Below are 16,613 nucleotides of genomic sequence, written 5' to 3' on the forward strand. Positions count from 1 at the left end.
CCCATTAAATTAAATGATCAATAGTCGTCTAAAACTCAAAGAAAAACTGCTTTCAACTATCAAAAATACCGCCATTAAAATCGATGTTAACCCCGAGTATCCCATCACCGACACCATGATTAACCCTAGGGAAGCTCAAACCATCGATGAATTAACCAAAAATCTGGAAACTCTCAACCCCTTCCCCAATCCCCTACAATTTGCCACCAATCTCCTCGACGGCATCTGGCAATTACAATACTCTAGCGCTAGGGAAATTCGTTCATTAAATAAACTTCCCTTAGGATTTAAACTCAGAAAAGTGTATCAAATCATCAATGTTCAAGAGGTATCTTTTTTTAATATTGCCTTTGTCGAACATAGTTCTAAAATGATTAATGGTTATGTGAAAGTTACCGCTAGTTTTACTCCCAAAATTGAATCAACGCAAATTTTACCGACGGACACTATTAATGTTAATTTTGAAAAAAGATATGTGTCCATCCAAAAAATAGCAGGATTTAAAACACCCATGCTAGATCCTGTTAAAACATTTGATGCCCGTAACCCTCAGGGTAGAATCCCTAGTTTAACTATCAGCTACATTGATGAAAATTTAAGAATTGGTAGGGGTGGAGATGGGAGTTTATTTATTTTAACCTCAGTTCGGGATTTGTCAGCATGGTAGGGGACGTAACATGCTACGTCCGTACAGGTTGCAGGTTACAGGTTTAAAATACCACCAGCCTCTGTTAATTCCTTGATGGAACGAAATACCAGAAAATTAATTAACATACAGTGTTTGTAAATTTTTTAATCTAAAACTTTATTCCAAACCCAAGTGAGTATAAGGGGTTTGACCCCCTTGTTATCAAAATAAAGACGAGGAAAAACTATCTAATTTCTCCCCTGTAATTGTAAACAAGTTTAAAAATTAAGATTCTCTGGGGATAAACTCCTTCTCCTCCTCCTTATAAATCCATGGAATGCCGTCAGGATCTCGACTTTGACTCCAAATCCCAAAATCATCATCTAACTTTCTCTTACCCACAGTGCTAGGGCTAACCTCTAATCGTTTAGCTAATTCCGTTTGATTTAAAACCATAGTAGAAGTTTTAATAACCTCTCCTAAATCAGATTTTATCTCCTCTGGGGGGGCTACTGAGGGAGGATTATCATTTTCCGACATATTGTCGTCATTGGTATCATGAACAGATTCTTGAACGGTTGATGAATTATCTTGCACAACCGCAGTATCAACAACCCCTGTAGATGGGGCAGGAGTTTGAGTTACGTTGCTGCTATCCTTCTGGGAAGAATAAGCATCGGATGAAGGGATTAAATTGGTTTTTGGTGCAGATTCGGCTTCACTCTCATCAAGAATACTGCCCAAAGTATTCGCGCTTAGAAAATAATAAACTACTCCTTGACCATCATAAAGTCTTTTTACCGCTCCATATTCTTCTTTTTTACGATCTAAATACCATTTAGATATACGAGCGCTCAAACCTGTTTTTGTAGATAAATCCAATATAGTTAAACATCCTTGGTTGACGTTTACTAATTGATTAAATAAAGGATCAATTTGTGCAGATAGTTGTTGCCATTGGTAGGTTTGCCATAGCTTCCACCCCAACGCAAGAGCAAAAGCTCCCACAATCAGGGGCCAGGCGACAAAAACCACCATGGTTACAAGAGCGAAAGGCAGTAATACTAATAGTAAACCGTTAGCACCACTATCTATTACTTTTCCAGTCATAGTGTTAAGTGGTTAATTTGATTGTGAACATTCTATTTTAGCTGATTTTGTGCGATCTCCTGAAATTGCAAAAAAAATTAACTTATGGTTTGAAGGTTCTGGGAAAATAGCATACAAAGAAGATCTAGGTTAATATTAATTAGTTATTGCTGTTGTGATGAAATCGAAATTTAGTTGAAGATATGGCGCTAATTGTCCAAAAATATGGTGGTAGTTCTGTAGGCTCTACGGAGAGAATCAAAGAAGTTAGTAAGCGGATTTGTGCAACCGTTAAAGAAGGTAATCAGGTTGTGGTAGTTGTTTCCGCCATGGGTAAGACGACAGATAGTTTGGTTAAGTTAGCGCAGGAAATTTCGAGTAATCCTTGTCGTCGAGAAATGGATATGTTACTTTCTACGGGGGAACAGGTTTCCATCTCTTTACTTAGTATGGCGTTGCAGGAAATGGGACAACCTGCCATTTCTTTGACGGGGGCGCAAGTGGGTATTGTCACGGAAGCTCATCATAGCAAGGCGAGAATTTTGGAAATTAAAACCGAAAGGGTTAATAAGCATTTAGCGGAAGGAAAAGTAATTGTAGTGGCAGGTTTTCAGGGTATTAGTAACCTTCAGGAATTGGAGATTACCACCCTCGGTAGGGGGGGCTCTGATACTTCAGCGGTGGCCTTGGCGGTGGCCATTGGGGCGGACTGTTGCGAAATTTATACGGATGTGCCTGGTATTTTGACCACTGACCCTAGAATTGTCCCTGAGGCTCAGTTATTATCGGAGATTACCAGTGATGAGATGCTGGAGTTGGCGAGTTTGGGGGCAAAGGTGTTACATCCTCGGGCGGTGGAAATTGCTCGTAATTTTGGGATGCCTTTGGTGGTTAAATCTAGTTGGACGGATGATCTTGGTACGAGGGTAATTTCTCCCCCTAATCAGGGACGTTCTTTGATTGGGTTGGAAATCACTAAGGCGGTGGATGCGGTACAATTTGACTCGGATCAAGCTAAGATTGCTCTGTTGAGGGTTGCCGATCGCCCTGGGGTAGCTGCAAAACTATTCGGGGAAATTGCCCGTCAGGATGTGGATGTAGATTTAATTATTCAGTCTATCCATGAGGGTAATAGTAATGATATTGCTTTTACGGTGGTTAAGGGAATGTTACCCCACGCGGAGGCGGTGGCAAATGCGATCGCCCCTATACTAGATGAAAACGGTACGACGGATATTTTAGTAGAACAGAAAATTGCTAAAATCGCCATCGCAGGGGCTGGAATGATTGGCCGCCCTGGTATTGCCGCACAGATGTTTAGGGCTTTGGCGGATGCGAGAGTTAATATTCAAATGATTTCTACCTCGGAGGTGAAGGTTAGTTGTATTGTTAATCAGGATGAGTGCGATCGGGCGATCGCTTCTTTGTGTAATACTTTCAACATCGATAGTTCTAATATTACCTACAGCGAGGAAAAAACAGAACAAAGTCACCTCGTGCCTGTGAGGGGGGTTGCCCTGGATAAAAATCAAGCTCAAATCGCCATCCTCTATGTGCCAGATATACCCGGTATGGCGGCGAAAATTTTTACTACCCTTGCCGAAGAAAACATCAGTGTTGATATGATTATTCAATCCCAACGTTGTCGTTTAGTCGATGGTGTACCCATGCGCGATATTGCCTTTACTGTTGCCCAATCTGATGCCCATCAGGCAGCCGAAGCGATTAATCAATTACAAGATAGTCTTAAATTCCGCCAAGTGGCGATCGATGATAACATTGCCAAAGTAAGTATTGTCGGTTCTGGCATGGTAGGACATCCTGGTATTGCCGCCCAATTTTTTGCCGCCCTTGCCCAAGAAAAAATTAACATTTCCATGATTACCACCTCGGAAATTAAAATAAGTTGTGTGGTATCCCAAGAGCAAGGCATACAAGCCCTCAAAGCAGTCCATAAGGCCTTTAACCTTGGGGGGGAAGTAAAAGCCGATATTCCTGCGGTTAGCTGGAAATAGAGACGGGAAAACCATCGTCAATGAAGGTGTTAACAATGGAAAATTAATAAATTATGACCTAATACAAAATTCGATTTTGAAAATATATCATTATTTGCCTTGCAATGAATTACAAGGCTAACAGTTTATCGTTCAATAAATTGAACTATTATCAACCTTACTCCCCTACTCCTCATCTCCCCACCACCCCTACTCCCCACCTTTTATCGCTAAAGTTCAACAAAAGTTCATCTCAGGTTCATAGGAAAGTCATAGACACTGTTTATACTAAATTTAGTCAGCTTAAAAAGGTTTTCCTCTTTATCTCCTTCGCACTTTAAGCTGACTTCCCCCAAACCATATTTCTAAAAATCTATAATTATTAGTAAAAGTAAATAATCAATGAAAGGTAATATATTATGAGTAAAAAATCTTTATTATCTAAATTAAGCGCAGGTACATCCTTATTGGTAGTTGGTTTAGGAATTGGAATGGGGGTTAGTTCGTTAACAAATATTTCCCAAACATCTGCCTTTACCCTACCCTTTTCTTCTAGCGAAGAAAGTAATAACCTTCAAGAAAGTAATAATCCTTCCCCTGTTGCTAGGATTCCTGAAATGAATCGCAATGGCAATGTAAACTTTGTGGCGGAGGTGGTGCAAGAGGTAGGGCCGGCGGTGGTTAGAATTAATGCTTCTCGTACTGTTAGTACACAAGTTCCACCTATTTTTAATGATCCTTTTTTCCGTAGATTTTTTGGGGATCAAATTCCCAATATTCCTGAGGAGGAAACAAGGGAAGGCACTGGCTCTGGCTTTATTATCAGCGCCGATGGTAAAATTTTGACTAATGCCCATGTGGTGGAGGGGGCTTCTGAGGTTTCCGTTAGTCTTAAGGATGGACGGGTTTTAGAAGGGCAGGTTTTAGGTACTGATGCCCTGACGGATTTGGCTGTTATTGAGGTGGATGCGGATAATTTGCCCGTGGCAAGGTTAGGTAATTCTGATGATTTAATTATTGGGGAATGGGCGATCGCCATTGGTAACCCCCTTGGATTAGATAATACTGTTACTACGGGTATTATAAGTGCTACGGGGCGATCGAGCGCCCAAATTGGTGTAGGAGATAAACGCCTTGACTTTATCCAAACCGATGCCGCCATCAACCCGGGTAACTCAGGTGGCCCCCTATTAAACGCCCAAGGGGAAGTAATTGCCATCAACACCGCTATTATTCGTAATGCTCAGGGTTTAGGCTTTGCCATTCCCATCAACCGAGCTGCCGAAATTGCCGAACAACTAATTACCGATGGTAGAGTCGAACATCCTTACATTGGAATTTCCATGGTTTCCATTACCCCTCAAAATCGCCAAAGAATCGAAAGCCAAGGCTTTAGACTATCAGGGGATGAACGTGGAGTTTTAGTAGTACAAGTTGCCCCCAATTCCCCCGGGGCTAGAGCTGGTTTACAACCAGGGGATATTATTACAGGTATTGGCCCTGAGAGCGTCACTGATGCCGAAGCAGTACAAAAAGCCGTTGCTTCGAGTCGTGTGGGTAATGATTTAGAGCTCAGGTTAAAACGCAACACAGAAGAAGTTAGTCTTAATGTTACCCTCGGAGTATTACCCACCCGTTAATCAAGTTTTCCATTGAATATTTAACTTAGCAATCATCTTTTTATTGGGGGTGATTGCTTTTGTATTTTATATTTAATATCAAGTCCGCTTGATCACTGACAAATTAGCAATATCAATATTTTAGTTCACGGATTTAGTACTATTAAGTATTAGATAAAATTGTAGCAATTTGCGATTGATAATTATCAAAGGTATATTGACTACTTAGTTTTTCTCCTTTGGCAATCAATTCTTCTCGCAGACTATTATTATTAACCATTTCTAAGATACCTTCAGCAATTTCGGGAATACTATTAGGATTGACATATAAGGCTGCATCTTGACAGGCTTCGGGGATAGCTGATATTTTCGAGGTTAACACAGGACATCCCATGGCCATGGCTTCAAGGGAGGGTAAGCCAAAACCTTCATATAAGGAAGGAAATACAAAACAATTAGCATTGCGTAGTAATATTAGTTTTTCTAAGTCATTCACGTAGCCTATATGTCTGACGGAAGCATAATTTCTTTTGGTAATACGGACATTTTTTGTGTCGGGATTAATGTCTATTTTTTCGATGAATGTTTCTTTTCCATAACCTAAAGAGCCTACTAAAATTAAAGGCATTTTTATTTTATCTTTTATGGCACTATAAGCATCAATAAGAAGATCAATATTTTTTCTCATTTCCAATGCACCAACGTATAATATATAGTTCTGTTTTTCTAGTTTGTATTTGTTTAAAATACCTTCATTAAAAATCTGATTTTCAGCTACTTTTTTATCTTCTTCATCAATGGGAATGGGTTGATATATTACTTTAATTTTGTCTTCGTATTTTGATTGGGGAAATGTTTGTAATATTTCTTGTTTAGAAAATTCGGAAATAGTTAGAATTAAGTCGGAATATTCGAGCGCCCCTAAAACGTTTTTATAAAAAAGGGAGTTAAAACGAATGGCGGGGGGATGGTATAAGGTGACAAGGGGAATTAAATCATGGATGGTTTGAATTGTTAAACCGTTTTTATATTTGTTTTTTACTGGGGAAGGGGCGGCGGTAAAGAGTATATCCGCTTGTTTTGTTTCTAAATCGAAGGGTTTATTGGATAAGACGGCATGAAGATTGATGGTTTTATAAATGGAGGTTTGATTAATATATCCATCTACGGCGGATAAGTAGTTTAATTTATTGTTGTTATAATAACTACTTGCTACTTGATTGACTTCTTTTGATTGTTTTTTACCAATAAATGTGGAAAGATAATCTAATATTATTTTACGTAAGGATGGTTCTATGGGATCATCTAATTTTCTTAAAATATTTAGTTGTTGTAAATTGTTTATTTGATTACTTTTTGCACTGGTTAAAAGATAGTTAGTATAGCCTAATTTTTTGGTTGTTTTGATTACTGATTGGGCATAAAAACCAATGCCACGATAATATTTTTCTTCTAAATCTGAAGCACAAAAAACAACTTTTTTATGGTTGGTCATTCTTTCTTGTTAATAATTCTTTCTATACTAGGGTAAACTAAAAGCTGTAAGGTGTTTTAATTTTATTTCTACGGGTTATGGTTGAACAAAATGGTATTTATCGCACCCTAGAATGTCGTCCTGATAATTATCACGGTTGGTATAATCAGGGGAATATGTTGCGATCGCACAATAAATTACATGATGCACTATTCTGTTATGAAAAAGCACTAGAATATTATCCCCATGACTATTTCTCATGGTATTACCATGGCAAGGTATCAGAAGAATTAGGGCGATACACTCAAGCCGTCAACAGTTTTCATCAAGCCTGTAATATTGATAAAAATAACTATTGGGCTTGGTATAGTGCAGGTTATATCCTCCAAGAAAAAATAGGTAATCACCAAAAGGCCATTGATTTTTTACAAGTAGCGTTAGAAAATAATCCCTCAGATTATTGGGTTATCTATCGTTTAGGAAAAGCCTACTTTTATCAAAAAAAATACCTTCAAGCCCTAGATTTTTTTCAACAAGCCCTCAATATTCGACCGAATGATTATTGGTGTTATTATCGTTGTGGGCAATGTCGCCAAAAATTAAATCAGTTAGATTTAGCAAAAAAAAATTATCAACAATCACTAAAAATAAAGCCCAAAGATTATTGGTCTATTGCTAGTTTAATTAGCGTGGCTTATTCTCAAGGATTATATCAAGATATAATTGCCCTAAGTGAAAACATTATTAATAATGACAACATTTGTAGTAGTATAGAGGAAAAAATATATTTAGCTCGTATTATTATAGGTGAAAAAAGTAGTGATAATTAATATTTGTAAGCATACATTAATGACACTTTTTTTATACTTATTTGTCATTAGTTGTGCTGATGCAAGGATTTCTAGTTGTCGTCAATTAGTTAAAATTATTTTGCCCCTTGAGGAAAAAATTAGTACCTTAAATGATAATGATTTAGAAATGATACTCGATACCGCTACAACTTTTGAATTAACGAGCAAGATAATTAATGAGCAAACTTTTGAGGATAACAACTTACAAAGATATAGTTTAAAGTTATCTCAAATATATCAGGAGTATGGCGAAAATACTCGAAAATTTATCGATGCTTATCAAACTAAAAATCAAGACGAAGGTATATTTTATCAACAAAAAATAATTAATTTATTCAGCCAACAAAATGAGGTTATAAATGAAATAAATGATTATTGTAAATAATACTCAATCTATCAATAAAAATAAACTAAAAAATTTACTTTGATTAAGTAATTTTTTATAACAAGATAATAAATTCCATAAGTCATATAGAAAACTTGATAGTTCATAATTAATGAATATTAATATTTTTTTTAAAAGCGCACCTTAATTAATCAATTTTTTTAAAATACTCTATTTATTTAAAAATATCAATATACTTTTCATACTTACGGTAAATATCAACACCCATAATTTCTTTTTTATATTCTGGAGGAAGATTATATTCTTTAGCGGGATATTGGGAGCGATGATCTTCAATGGTATTATATAAAGTAACCCATTGTTGCATAACTTCTATGAGCCGGAAAAACTGTTCTGAATTTTTTTCATGCTTTTTACTCAATCCTAAATATTGCAAAATTAAAGCATAATTTTCTAATGTTTCTTTACTTTTTGGTAAACCAATAATTCGAGTTACTTGGATGAAAATTTCTTGATTTTTTCTCACTAAATCTACAACCGCATTGGTTTTTCTTAAATCTTTAGATTGTAAGTAATTTACCATATCTGATAATACCCTTAAAATACTTAAATCTTTAATATCTGTTCTCTTAAATAAATATAATAATCGTAATCCAATATCATTTTTTGTAGCCAGTTGCTTGACAGATTCAGCATAATCATTAAGGGCAGTTTTTCCTTCTTCACTTTTAACCGTGGAATTAATTTCTGCTAGTTTTTGATCTAACTTATCTTTAAATGCTTCGGGGGAATATACTTTTTTTGAAGTAGCCTTTTTTTTAGCTATTAAAATGCCATTATCTTCCTCTTCTTCTTTTTCTAATTCAGAAAATTCCTCAGTCAATATTTGTAATACATAATTATAATATTCCTGTTGTTTTAAACTACGGTAGCGTAATTCTGTTTGTTCAATTTTTAAAAATATTGATTGAGCTGCGATCGCAACTCTTAACAATTCAGCACTATTTTCTAACCCCTCATACGCTCCATTATTTTGAGCAAAAGAAGCCCGAATATCTAAATAAAAAAGAAAATCTGATTGAGTAAAAGAATCACTATCTAAAGTTTTAGCGATGGAACTTAATATTTTTATCTCAGACAGTAATTGATTATGATTAACTATGGCACTTTCGGGAACATTTTCTTTATTGCTAGAGTCCGATAAACTATCATCGGTGCTAAATAAATCCTTTGTTAAAACGGCTTTAATTTTTTTAAACATTGTCTTAAAACCTATAAAATATTATCTTCTATTTACTTAGATTAACAAAAAAAATAAAATAAATTGTTTATCGTTAACATTATTTAACTTATCTTATGATCTATTATTTTTATTTGAAATACGATAAAATATAGACTTATTTAGTTAAGATAAACTTTAATAATTTAAAAAAATACTTAAGTAATTTTTCTACTTTAATCCTAAAAAGTGGATCAAAATAATGAAATATAGCATAATTTTTAAAATTATTAGCCCTAGAATTATTTAACCATTGATTAAATTATATATCAAAAATGATTGGCATAAAATCTAACCAGAAAAACCTAAAAATATTGACCCTAAATAACATCATGCTAATGGGCGGTATTATTATCACTTTATGTTTTTTAATCCTTGCTGTAAGTGCTTCTTTTTTGCAAAATATAAATATAATTAAAGATCCCTTAGAATCTCTTATTAATCCAATTTATGCCCCTCCTAGTAGTGAATATTGGTGGGGAACTACAGGACAAGGTTATGATGTATTTTCAAGAACCATTTTTGGCACTCAAGCAGCTTTTAAAGTAGTAATTTTAGCCACAGGATTAAGTTTAATTATTGGTGTTCCATTGGGTTTAATTAGTGGTTATTTTGGCGGTAAATTAGATAAATTTTTATTATTTTTAATGGATACAATTTACACTTTACCAGGCTTATTATTATCTGTTACCCTCGCTTTTGTGGTGGGCAGAGGGATTTTCAATGCAGCCATTGCCCTGTCTATTTCCTACATTCCCCAATATTATCGGGTAGTGCGTAACCATACCACCAGCGTAAAAACAGAGTTATTTATCGAGGCGGCTTATGCCATGGGGGCAACACCCCAAAGGATTTTGACAAGACACCTATTCTTTAATGTTGTCCAAAGTGTACCTGTTTTATTCACCCTCAATGCGGCGGATGCAATTTTGATTTTAGGGGGCTTGGGTTTTTTGGGCTTGGGATTACCTGAAAATGTGCCAGAATGGGGTTATGACCTTAGATTGGCTTTGGATGGTTTATCTACAGGAATTTGGTGGACTGCTTTATTTCCGGGGTTAGCAATGACTGTCATGGTAACGGGTTTATCTTTACTGGGAGAGGGTTTAACGGAATTTTTTACGCCTCGTATGCGCTAAATAAATTGTTAAGTTATTGAGGTTTTCATGAGAAATAAACATAATTATAATCGTCGTTCACGGAAAAGAAAACAAAAAAGAGGCAAGAAGAAAAGTCGTTTTTTTCCTTTATTGATTTTGGTTGGTTTTCTTGTTTTTAATCATTATGCCAATCCTCAGTGGCGATCGCCTTTAGAAGATAAATTAACCTATGAAAATATAATTAGTTTTATTAATAGTTTTAATTTTAGGATAACTTCTCTAAAATCTTTAACCCAAGAATTTATTACTGAATTTAATGAACCAATTGTTATTGGTGATATTAACACCCTTGATAAAACTAAATTTTCTGACATAGATAATAAAGCATTAGCAATTCAATATTCTGGAAATTCCGCCTCAGAATTAGCCAATATGTTGAGTCAATATGCTACCACTGATGTAGAAAAAGCAAGGATAATTTATAGTTGGATTACCCATAACATTGCCTATGATGTGGTAGCCCTTAATACTTTTATGAATTATAATATCTATCCTGATGTAACCGTTAAAAGTGTTTTAGATAATCGTCAAACTATCTGCTCAGGTTATGCTAATTTATATCAACAATTAGCCCAAAATATGGGTTTAAAATCAGTAATTGTTATTGGCTATGCCAAAGGTGTTGATTATGCCGTAGGTAATGACAATAACGTTAATCATGCTTGGAATGGGGTGCAAATTGATGGTAAATGGTATATTTTAGATCCTACCTGGGGCGCTGGTATTATTAATAATGATCGTTTTGAGAAGGGATTTAATGATTTTTATTTTGCAACTGCTCCTCAAAATTTTATTTATACCCATTTCCCTGAAAACAATAAATGGCAATTATTAAACACCCCTTATACCAGGAATAATTTTGATAATTTACCCACTGTCTCTCATCATTTTTTTAGTAATAACTTTGAATTAGTTACCCACAAAAATAAAAATATTATTGCCGATAATGTAGTTAATATTACCCTAAAAGCCCCTCAAAATATAGTGGCGATCACCTCCTTACAATCCAACGATCAAGAAATAGAAGGACAACACACTTTTATTCAAAGACAAGGAGAATTAATTAATATAAAAGCATCATTTCCCGAAAGAAAAAATTATCAATTAAAAATATTTGGTAGCACCCCTAATCAAGAAAATAATTATCCCTTTATTTTGGGATATGATATTAATGTAAATCGTCAAACAAATCAAGAATTTCCCTTTACCTTTAGTCATTTTTCTGAACATAATGGCTACCTAGAATCTCCTGTCCAAAAACAATTAAATCCCCAACAGAATAATTATTTTAAACTAAGAATTGACAACGCTATTGATGTCAAAGTATTTGATAAATCTTCCAATAATTGGACAACCTTAACTCGTTACGGCAATCTATTCACAGGCAATGTAGAGGTTTCTCGGGGTGAAGTCATTGTTTATGCTCGTTTTCCGGGCGATCGCAACTTTTGGGGTTTATTACGCTACAACCATTAATATTGAATTTTTATCCCTCGCCATAATAAGAAAATTTAAAAATCCATTAAATTCCTCAATTAGTTGCAACTAGATTGCAATTAGGTTACTCTATTCATAAAACTAATGATAGTAATTATCAATAGTTTGTAACTGTAATTAAAAATAGAAGTAATCACAAATTATGGCAAAAATAGGCTTATTTTACGGCACTCAAACAGGAAACACCGAAACCCTTGCAGAATCAATCCAAGAAGCCCTTGGAGGAGATGGAGTGGTTGACTTATACGATGTTGCTGACGTAGAAGTAGATGAACTGAGCAATTACGAATGCTTGATTATTGGTTGCCCTACCTGGAACGTAGGCGAACTCCAAAGCGACTGGGAAGGATTATACGAAGATCTTGACGATGTTGACTTTCAAGGCAAAAAAGTAGCCTATTTCGGAGCAGGAGATCAAATCGGCTACGCCGACAACTTCCAAGATGCCATGGGCATTTTAGAGGAAAAAATTAGCCAACAAGGGGGGCAAACCATAGGTTATTGGTCTGTAGAAGGCTACGAATTTAACGAATCAAAAGCCCTTAGAGATGGCAAGTTTGTGGGATTAGCCATTGACGAAGACAATCAATCTGACTTAACCGAATCTAGGATTCAATCTTGGAGCGCTCAAATTAAACAAGAATTTGGTCTCTAATTCATAGCCCATAAGGCAGAACATGGTTCTGCCTAAACTTATTAACAAAACTTTACAGGATTTTTATTGCATATATTTAGCAACTAAGTTAATTTATTAATACGCTTATTGAATAAAAATATTAATAAGTATTGTTTAACAACTGATTATCTATGCAAACTTACGACAACCCCAACGTAAAATATGATTGGTGGGCAGGAAATGCCCGATTTGCCGATCTCAGCGGTTCATTTATTGCCGCCCATGTAGGACAAGCCGCCCTTACAGCCTTCTGGGCGGGGGCTTTTACCCTCTTTGAAATCTCCCGATTTGACACCAGTTTGCCCATGGGTGAACAGGGTTTAATCCTCTTACCCCACCTAGCCACCCTTGGTTGGGGAGTAGGAGAAGGAGGAGCAGTGGTTGACACCTATCCTTACTTCGTGATTGGTTCAATTCACCTGATTTCCTCCGCTTTTTTAGGTGCAGGAGCATTATTTCACACCTTAAAAGCCCCTGATGATCTCAAGAAAGCCGAAGGACAAGCGAAAAAATTTCATTTTGACTGGAACGATCCTGCTAAACTGGGTCTTATCCTCGGACATCATCTCTTGTTCCTTGGTTTTGGAGCTTTACTCCTAGCAGGAAAAGCCATGTATTGGGGCGGATTGTACGACTCTACCACCCAAACAGTCAGGTTAGTAACTAACCCCACCCTTGATGTGATGACCATCTATAGCTATCAAACCCACTTCGCTAGTATTTCTAGCTTAGAAGATCTTGTGGGAGGTCATATCTATGTGGGTATTATGTTAATTGGTGGAGGAGTGTGGCATATCCTTGTACCTCCTCTCAAATGGGCAAGAAAAGTATTAATCTTTTCTGGGGAAGCAATCCTTTCCTACTCCTTAGGAGGAATTGCCCTCGCTGGGTTTGTAGCGGCCTACTTCTGTGCAGTTAATACCCTTGCCTATCCTGTAGAGTTTTATGGCCCAGTATTGGAGGTTAAATTGGGCATCGTACCTTACTTCGCTGATACCGTTAACTTGCCCTACGGTGAAAATACATCCCGTGCATGGTTGGCCAATGCTCATTTCTTCCTTGCCTTTTTCTTCTTACAAGGACATTTATGGCACGCTATCAGAGCCTTAGGGTTTGATTTTCGCCGAGTTGAAAAAGCCTTTGAGTCTCTGGAAGCCTAAAAAAAGAATGGTGAGATGGGAGGCTACTACATTAGACAAATACTTAACCTTCTCTCACCACCACTGCGTTACGGACAAAATTGGGAAATTGTCCATAGCTTATTAATGATTCTCTTTTTATCGTAGCAGAAGAAAGTTGTAATTGTTTTGGTTACTCTTTCTTCTTTTTTTGCTCAAAATTATTTAATCTCAATTCAGAATAATTAGTTATGATAGCAAGTTCGATTTAGAAAAAATATTATCACTCTCTGGGCAATGAATTATATCAAGTTCGGATAATTTGTTCTCAATAGATTGTATCTTCGCCGCCTCACTGTGTAATGAATTACATGGCTAATGGTGGTTGGTTGAATAAATTGAACTATTATCAACCTCACTCCCATACTCCTCATCTCCTCCACTCCCCATCACATCCATTCCTCATTCCCCATACTCCTCATCTCCTCAAGTTAATTAAGTTTTTTCAAAGACTATATAATGTTGTTGGGGTAAAAATTCTTCGGTGGTTACCCATGATAAACCCACCGCTTCCATTTCTTTTTTTACCTGAGTAACGCTCATTTTATGGACTCCTTTAATGAATATGAAAGGATTTTCTTTACGGTATTCGACTAATATGACTCTACCTTGAGGGCGTAGGGCGGTGACGATTTCTTCCATCATTTCTCGAGGGTGAGTAAATTCGTGATAAGCATCTACCATTAGGGCAAGGTTGATGGATTCTTTTTCGAGGTTGGGTGATGTTTTTGTGCCTAATACTGGTATTACGGGTAGTTGAGGATTTTCTTCACTTAAAAACTTGATAATATCTAACATTTCGGGTTGTATATCTACGGCGAAAACTTTGCCTTGGGGTACTTTTTGGGCAAGACGAAAGCTGAAATATCCTGAACCTGCACCTATGTCGGCGATGGTATCGGTGGGTTTGAGGTTGAGGGCGGAAATAACGGCGCTCGGTTTTTCTTGATTTTCTCTGTTGGGGCGCTCTAACCATAGAAATTCTCTATGCCCCATTACTTTGGCGATTTCTCTACCCAGGTAATATTTACCGATGCCGTCTTTGTTATGGAGGGCTTGATATTGATAAAATTGGCTGTTTTTTGCTTCGGTGGGTTGGTAGGTAAGGGAGGAGGTGAATAATAGGGAGGTGACTATCAGAATTGTGAGGGCAAGGATAATGTTTTTGATGGATGACATTGTTTTAATTTTGGGGCGAAATTTTTGCTATTATCTCAGAGGTTGGGAGTAATGGTGGATGTTTTATGATGCCAAAAGTTGAGAATTTGTTTGATAATCTTCCTTTTTTGGTGGATGGAGAGGAGTTTTCTGAGTTGTTACGGTGTAAGAATGTTGTTATAGAAAGGATTGTAAGTAGCGATCGCCCTTACCATAAGACTTATAATCAAGATCACCATGAATGGATAATTTTGCTTGAAGGGGAAACGCAATTAAGGGTGCGCAATGACATGGTTAATCTTAAGGCGGGAGACTACTTTTTTATTCCCGCTCAAACGCCGCACCGAGTTTTAAAAACATCCCCCAATTGTATTTGGTTGGCAATACATATTTATTAAAAATCTTAGGAATAGGAGTCTATTAAGCAAATCCTTTGCCCCTTTTTTGTATTACCTGTTGCCAGATAATAACCTTCCCGTTGCGACTTCCTGCCACCAATTTTGTACCATCAGGATGCCATGCGATCGCACTGAAGCCATCATCTTCAATGATAAATCGTTGTTCTGCTTTTCCGTGTTCATTCCAAAAAAATAACATCCCTTGATCATCAGCCGAAACAAAGGAAAAATTACAAGGGCTAAACTGTAAAGCCTCAACAATACCTTCATGGGCTTGTAATGGCAACGAAAACCAACCATCATTGTCGTCCTCAGCCTTTTTCCAGAGAATCACACCATTAAAACAAGAAATGGCCAACAAGGGAGCAGTATCAGCCGGAGGAGTTGACCAACTGAGATTGCGAATTTTGCCCCCAAAACCTGATAAATGCCAAGTTTCTAGGTTTTCCCAACACCATATCCAGACACTATTATCAAAACAATCCCCCGCCAGATAATTACCATCCCTCGACCAAGCAACCCTACTACAAGCCCCATCCATCTCCGCAATAAAAGGATCATCATCCCAATCAGAAGTCGTCCAAATATGGATTCCCCCCTTTCCTGCCATGGCTAAATATTCCCCCGTAGGATGCCATTGTAAATCTAACACAGAAGAATCAGGAAAAGGTATCGTGGTTAAGATTTGTTGCTCCTCGGCATCCCATACCTGAACATAATTACCAAAACTAAAGGCTAAAATAGGTTGGGAAGGATGCCACTGAACATTTTCGATCCATTGTTTCGGTTTAGGAAACTCAAACATCTTCATTAAATCAATGTCGGGCTTAATCTGCCATACCCTTAATCTGCCATCGATAGTGCCAACGGCCAGTAAGTCTCCTTGGGGGGAAAAAGATACACAACTGACAGGATGTTCGTTGGTTTGGGAAGCATCTAAAAGAGTTTCTACCATGTCGTTATTAGCCCTTCTTATTTTTACCTCCCCACGGGCAGAGGCGATCGCCAAGTCCCCACTCATAGACCAATCCATGGCCATAATATATTCATCAAGGGAAGTTTCCCATTGTTTTTGATACTTTGTTTTACTTGTTTTTTTGCTACTCATAAAAAATTGTCAAAATTATAGATAAAAATATTATCACCATTAACATTACCCACTAAACAAAGAATAATATTCAAAATCAGCCATGGCAAATAACCCATTGTGAGTTAATAAATGTTAGGCTAAAAATTGACCATATCACTTTCAAAAAAAAGAACGGA

Annotated in this window: 15 protein-coding genes; 10 read left to right on the forward strand and 5 right to left on the reverse strand. The window is 36.6% G+C overall.

Features of this window, described 5'->3' with window-relative positions:
- Positions 1-13 precede the first annotated feature (13 nt).
- Positions 14-667 (forward strand): PAP/fibrillin family protein, encoded by a 654-nt coding sequence (locus tag IQ215_RS01445; RefSeq protein ID WP_193799544.1) that lies wholly within the window; start codon positions 14-16, stop codon positions 665-667.
- A gap of 246 nt (positions 668-913) precedes the next feature.
- On the opposite strand, the gene IQ215_RS01450 is transcribed toward IQ215_RS01445, so the two are convergent.
- Positions 914-1,738 carry a hypothetical protein gene (locus IQ215_RS01450; protein ID WP_193799545.1) on the reverse strand — a complete coding sequence of 275 codons (825 nt, stop codon included), beginning with the start codon at positions 1,736-1,738 and terminating at the stop codon, positions 914-916.
- A 182-nt stretch (positions 1,739-1,920) separates the two neighbouring features.
- Here IQ215_RS01450 and IQ215_RS01455 point away from each other — a divergent pair, with 182 nt between their 5' ends.
- Both IQ215_RS01455 and IQ215_RS01460 read left to right on the forward strand, forming a co-directional pair.
- Complete coding sequence (locus tag IQ215_RS01455; RefSeq protein WP_193799546.1) at positions 1,921-3,732, forward strand: aspartate kinase; 1,812 nt, start codon at positions 1,921-1,923, stop codon at positions 3,730-3,732.
- Positions 3,733-4,130: 398 nt separating this feature from the next.
- Positions 4,131-5,351: an HhoA/HhoB/HtrA family serine endopeptidase gene (locus IQ215_RS01460; RefSeq protein WP_193799547.1), complete on the forward strand. Its 1,221-nt coding sequence runs from the start codon at positions 4,131-4,133 to the stop codon at positions 5,349-5,351.
- A gap of 142 nt (positions 5,352-5,493) precedes the next feature.
- Here IQ215_RS01460 and IQ215_RS01465 read toward each other — a convergent pair whose 3' ends face one another.
- Positions 5,494-6,825 carry a glycosyltransferase family 4 protein gene (locus tag IQ215_RS01465; protein WP_193799548.1) on the reverse strand — a complete coding sequence of 444 codons (1,332 nt, stop codon included), beginning with the start codon at positions 6,823-6,825 and terminating at the stop codon, positions 5,494-5,496.
- Positions 6,826-6,902: 77 nt separating this feature from the next.
- On the opposite strand from IQ215_RS01465, the gene IQ215_RS01470 reads away from it, so the two are divergent.
- Positions 6,903-7,634, forward strand: a complete 732-nt coding sequence (locus tag IQ215_RS01470; RefSeq protein ID WP_193799549.1) for a tetratricopeptide repeat protein — start codon at positions 6,903-6,905, stop codon at positions 7,632-7,634.
- A gap of 19 nt (positions 7,635-7,653) precedes the next feature.
- Positions 7,654-8,040 (forward strand): hypothetical protein, encoded by a 387-nt coding sequence (locus tag IQ215_RS01475; RefSeq protein WP_193799550.1) that lies wholly within the window; start codon positions 7,654-7,656, stop codon positions 8,038-8,040.
- Between the two features lie 175 nt (positions 8,041-8,215).
- Here the strand turns inward: IQ215_RS01475 and IQ215_RS01480 are convergent, their stop codons facing one another.
- The gene (locus IQ215_RS01480; RefSeq protein WP_193799551.1) at positions 8,216-9,262 is read right to left on the reverse strand and encodes a hypothetical protein; all 1,047 of its coding nucleotides are present in this window, start codon (positions 9,260-9,262) and stop codon (positions 8,216-8,218) included.
- A 356-nt stretch (positions 9,263-9,618) separates the two neighbouring features.
- Between IQ215_RS01480 and IQ215_RS01485 the strand changes: the two genes are divergently transcribed.
- From IQ215_RS01485 to IQ215_RS01500, 4 genes are all read left to right on the forward strand, one after another.
- The gene (locus IQ215_RS01485; RefSeq protein ID WP_431355514.1) at positions 9,619-10,419 is read left to right on the forward strand and encodes an ABC transporter permease; all 801 of its coding nucleotides are present in this window, start codon (positions 9,619-9,621) and stop codon (positions 10,417-10,419) included.
- A gap of 27 nt (positions 10,420-10,446) precedes the next feature.
- Positions 10,447-11,916 (forward strand): transglutaminase domain-containing protein, encoded by a 1,470-nt coding sequence (locus IQ215_RS01490; RefSeq protein WP_193799553.1) that lies wholly within the window; start codon positions 10,447-10,449, stop codon positions 11,914-11,916.
- A 163-nt stretch (positions 11,917-12,079) separates the two neighbouring features.
- A complete protein-coding gene (fldA, locus tag IQ215_RS01495) occupies positions 12,080-12,592 on the forward strand; it encodes a flavodoxin FldA (RefSeq protein ID WP_193799554.1) in 513 nt (170 codons plus the stop codon).
- 152 nt (positions 12,593-12,744) lie between these two features.
- Positions 12,745-13,773 carry a chlorophyll a/b binding light-harvesting protein gene (locus tag IQ215_RS01500; RefSeq protein WP_193799555.1) on the forward strand — a complete coding sequence of 343 codons (1,029 nt, stop codon included), beginning with the start codon at positions 12,745-12,747 and terminating at the stop codon, positions 13,771-13,773.
- Positions 13,774-14,226: 453 nt separating this feature from the next.
- Here the strand turns inward: IQ215_RS01500 and IQ215_RS01505 are convergent, their stop codons facing one another.
- Complete coding sequence (locus tag IQ215_RS01505) at positions 14,227-14,970, reverse strand: class I SAM-dependent methyltransferase (protein ID WP_193799556.1); 744 nt, start codon at positions 14,968-14,970, stop codon at positions 14,227-14,229.
- 65 nt (positions 14,971-15,035) lie between these two features.
- Between IQ215_RS01505 and IQ215_RS01510 the strand changes: the two genes are divergently transcribed.
- Complete coding sequence (locus tag IQ215_RS01510) at positions 15,036-15,347, forward strand: cupin domain-containing protein (RefSeq protein ID WP_241735220.1); 312 nt, start codon at positions 15,036-15,038, stop codon at positions 15,345-15,347.
- Between the two features lie 22 nt (positions 15,348-15,369).
- Here the strand turns inward: IQ215_RS01510 and IQ215_RS01515 are convergent, their stop codons facing one another.
- The gene (locus tag IQ215_RS01515; RefSeq protein WP_193799557.1) at positions 15,370-16,455 is read right to left on the reverse strand and encodes a WD40 repeat domain-containing protein; all 1,086 of its coding nucleotides are present in this window, start codon (positions 16,453-16,455) and stop codon (positions 15,370-15,372) included.
- Positions 16,456-16,613: the final 158 nt, after the last annotated feature.

The organism is Cyanobacterium stanieri LEGE 03274 (assembly GCF_015207825.1).
Taxonomy (GTDB): Bacteria; Cyanobacteriota; Cyanobacteriia; order Cyanobacteriales; family Cyanobacteriaceae; genus Cyanobacterium; species Cyanobacterium stanieri_B.

What these genes read in the sequence shown, in the direction of transcription:
- IQ215_RS01475 (WP_193799550.1), top strand. Translation starts at nt 7,654, where the DNA reads ATGACACTTTTTTTATACTTATTTGTCATTAGTTGTGCTGATGCAAGG.
- IQ215_RS01455 (WP_193799546.1), top strand. Translation starts at nt 1,921, where the DNA reads ATGGCGCTAATTGTCCAAAAATATGGTGGTAGTTCTGTAGGCTCTACG.
- IQ215_RS01480 (WP_193799551.1), bottom strand. Translation starts at nt 9,262, where the DNA reads ATGTTTAAAAAAATTAAAGCCGTTTTAACAAAGGATTTATTTAGCACC.
- IQ215_RS01450 (WP_193799545.1), bottom strand. Translation starts at nt 1,738, where the DNA reads ATGACTGGAAAAGTAATAGATAGTGGTGCTAACGGTTTACTATTAGTA.
- IQ215_RS01485 (WP_431355514.1), top strand. Translation starts at nt 9,619, where the DNA reads ATGGGCGGTATTATTATCACTTTATGTTTTTTAATCCTTGCTGTAAGT.
- IQ215_RS01500 (WP_193799555.1), top strand. Translation starts at nt 12,745, where the DNA reads ATGCAAACTTACGACAACCCCAACGTAAAATATGATTGGTGGGCAGGA.
- IQ215_RS01460 (WP_193799547.1), top strand. Translation starts at nt 4,131, where the DNA reads ATGAGTAAAAAATCTTTATTATCTAAATTAAGCGCAGGTACATCCTTA.
- IQ215_RS01515 (WP_193799557.1), bottom strand. Translation starts at nt 16,455, where the DNA reads ATGAGTAGCAAAAAAACAAGTAAAACAAAGTATCAAAAACAATGGGAA.
- IQ215_RS01470 (WP_193799549.1), top strand. Translation starts at nt 6,903, where the DNA reads ATGGTTGAACAAAATGGTATTTATCGCACCCTAGAATGTCGTCCTGAT.
- IQ215_RS01465 (WP_193799548.1), bottom strand. Translation starts at nt 6,825, where the DNA reads ATGACCAACCATAAAAAAGTTGTTTTTTGTGCTTCAGATTTAGAAGAA.
- fldA (WP_193799554.1), top strand. Translation starts at nt 12,080, where the DNA reads ATGGCAAAAATAGGCTTATTTTACGGCACTCAAACAGGAAACACCGAA.
- IQ215_RS01505 (WP_193799556.1), bottom strand. Translation starts at nt 14,970, where the DNA reads ATGTCATCCATCAAAAACATTATCCTTGCCCTCACAATTCTGATAGTC.
- IQ215_RS01490 (WP_193799553.1), top strand. Translation starts at nt 10,447, where the DNA reads ATGAGAAATAAACATAATTATAATCGTCGTTCACGGAAAAGAAAACAA.
- IQ215_RS01510 (WP_241735220.1), top strand. Translation starts at nt 15,036, where the DNA reads ATGATGCCAAAAGTTGAGAATTTGTTTGATAATCTTCCTTTTTTGGTG.
- IQ215_RS01445 (WP_193799544.1), top strand. Translation starts at nt 14, where the DNA reads ATGATCAATAGTCGTCTAAAACTCAAAGAAAAACTGCTTTCAACTATC.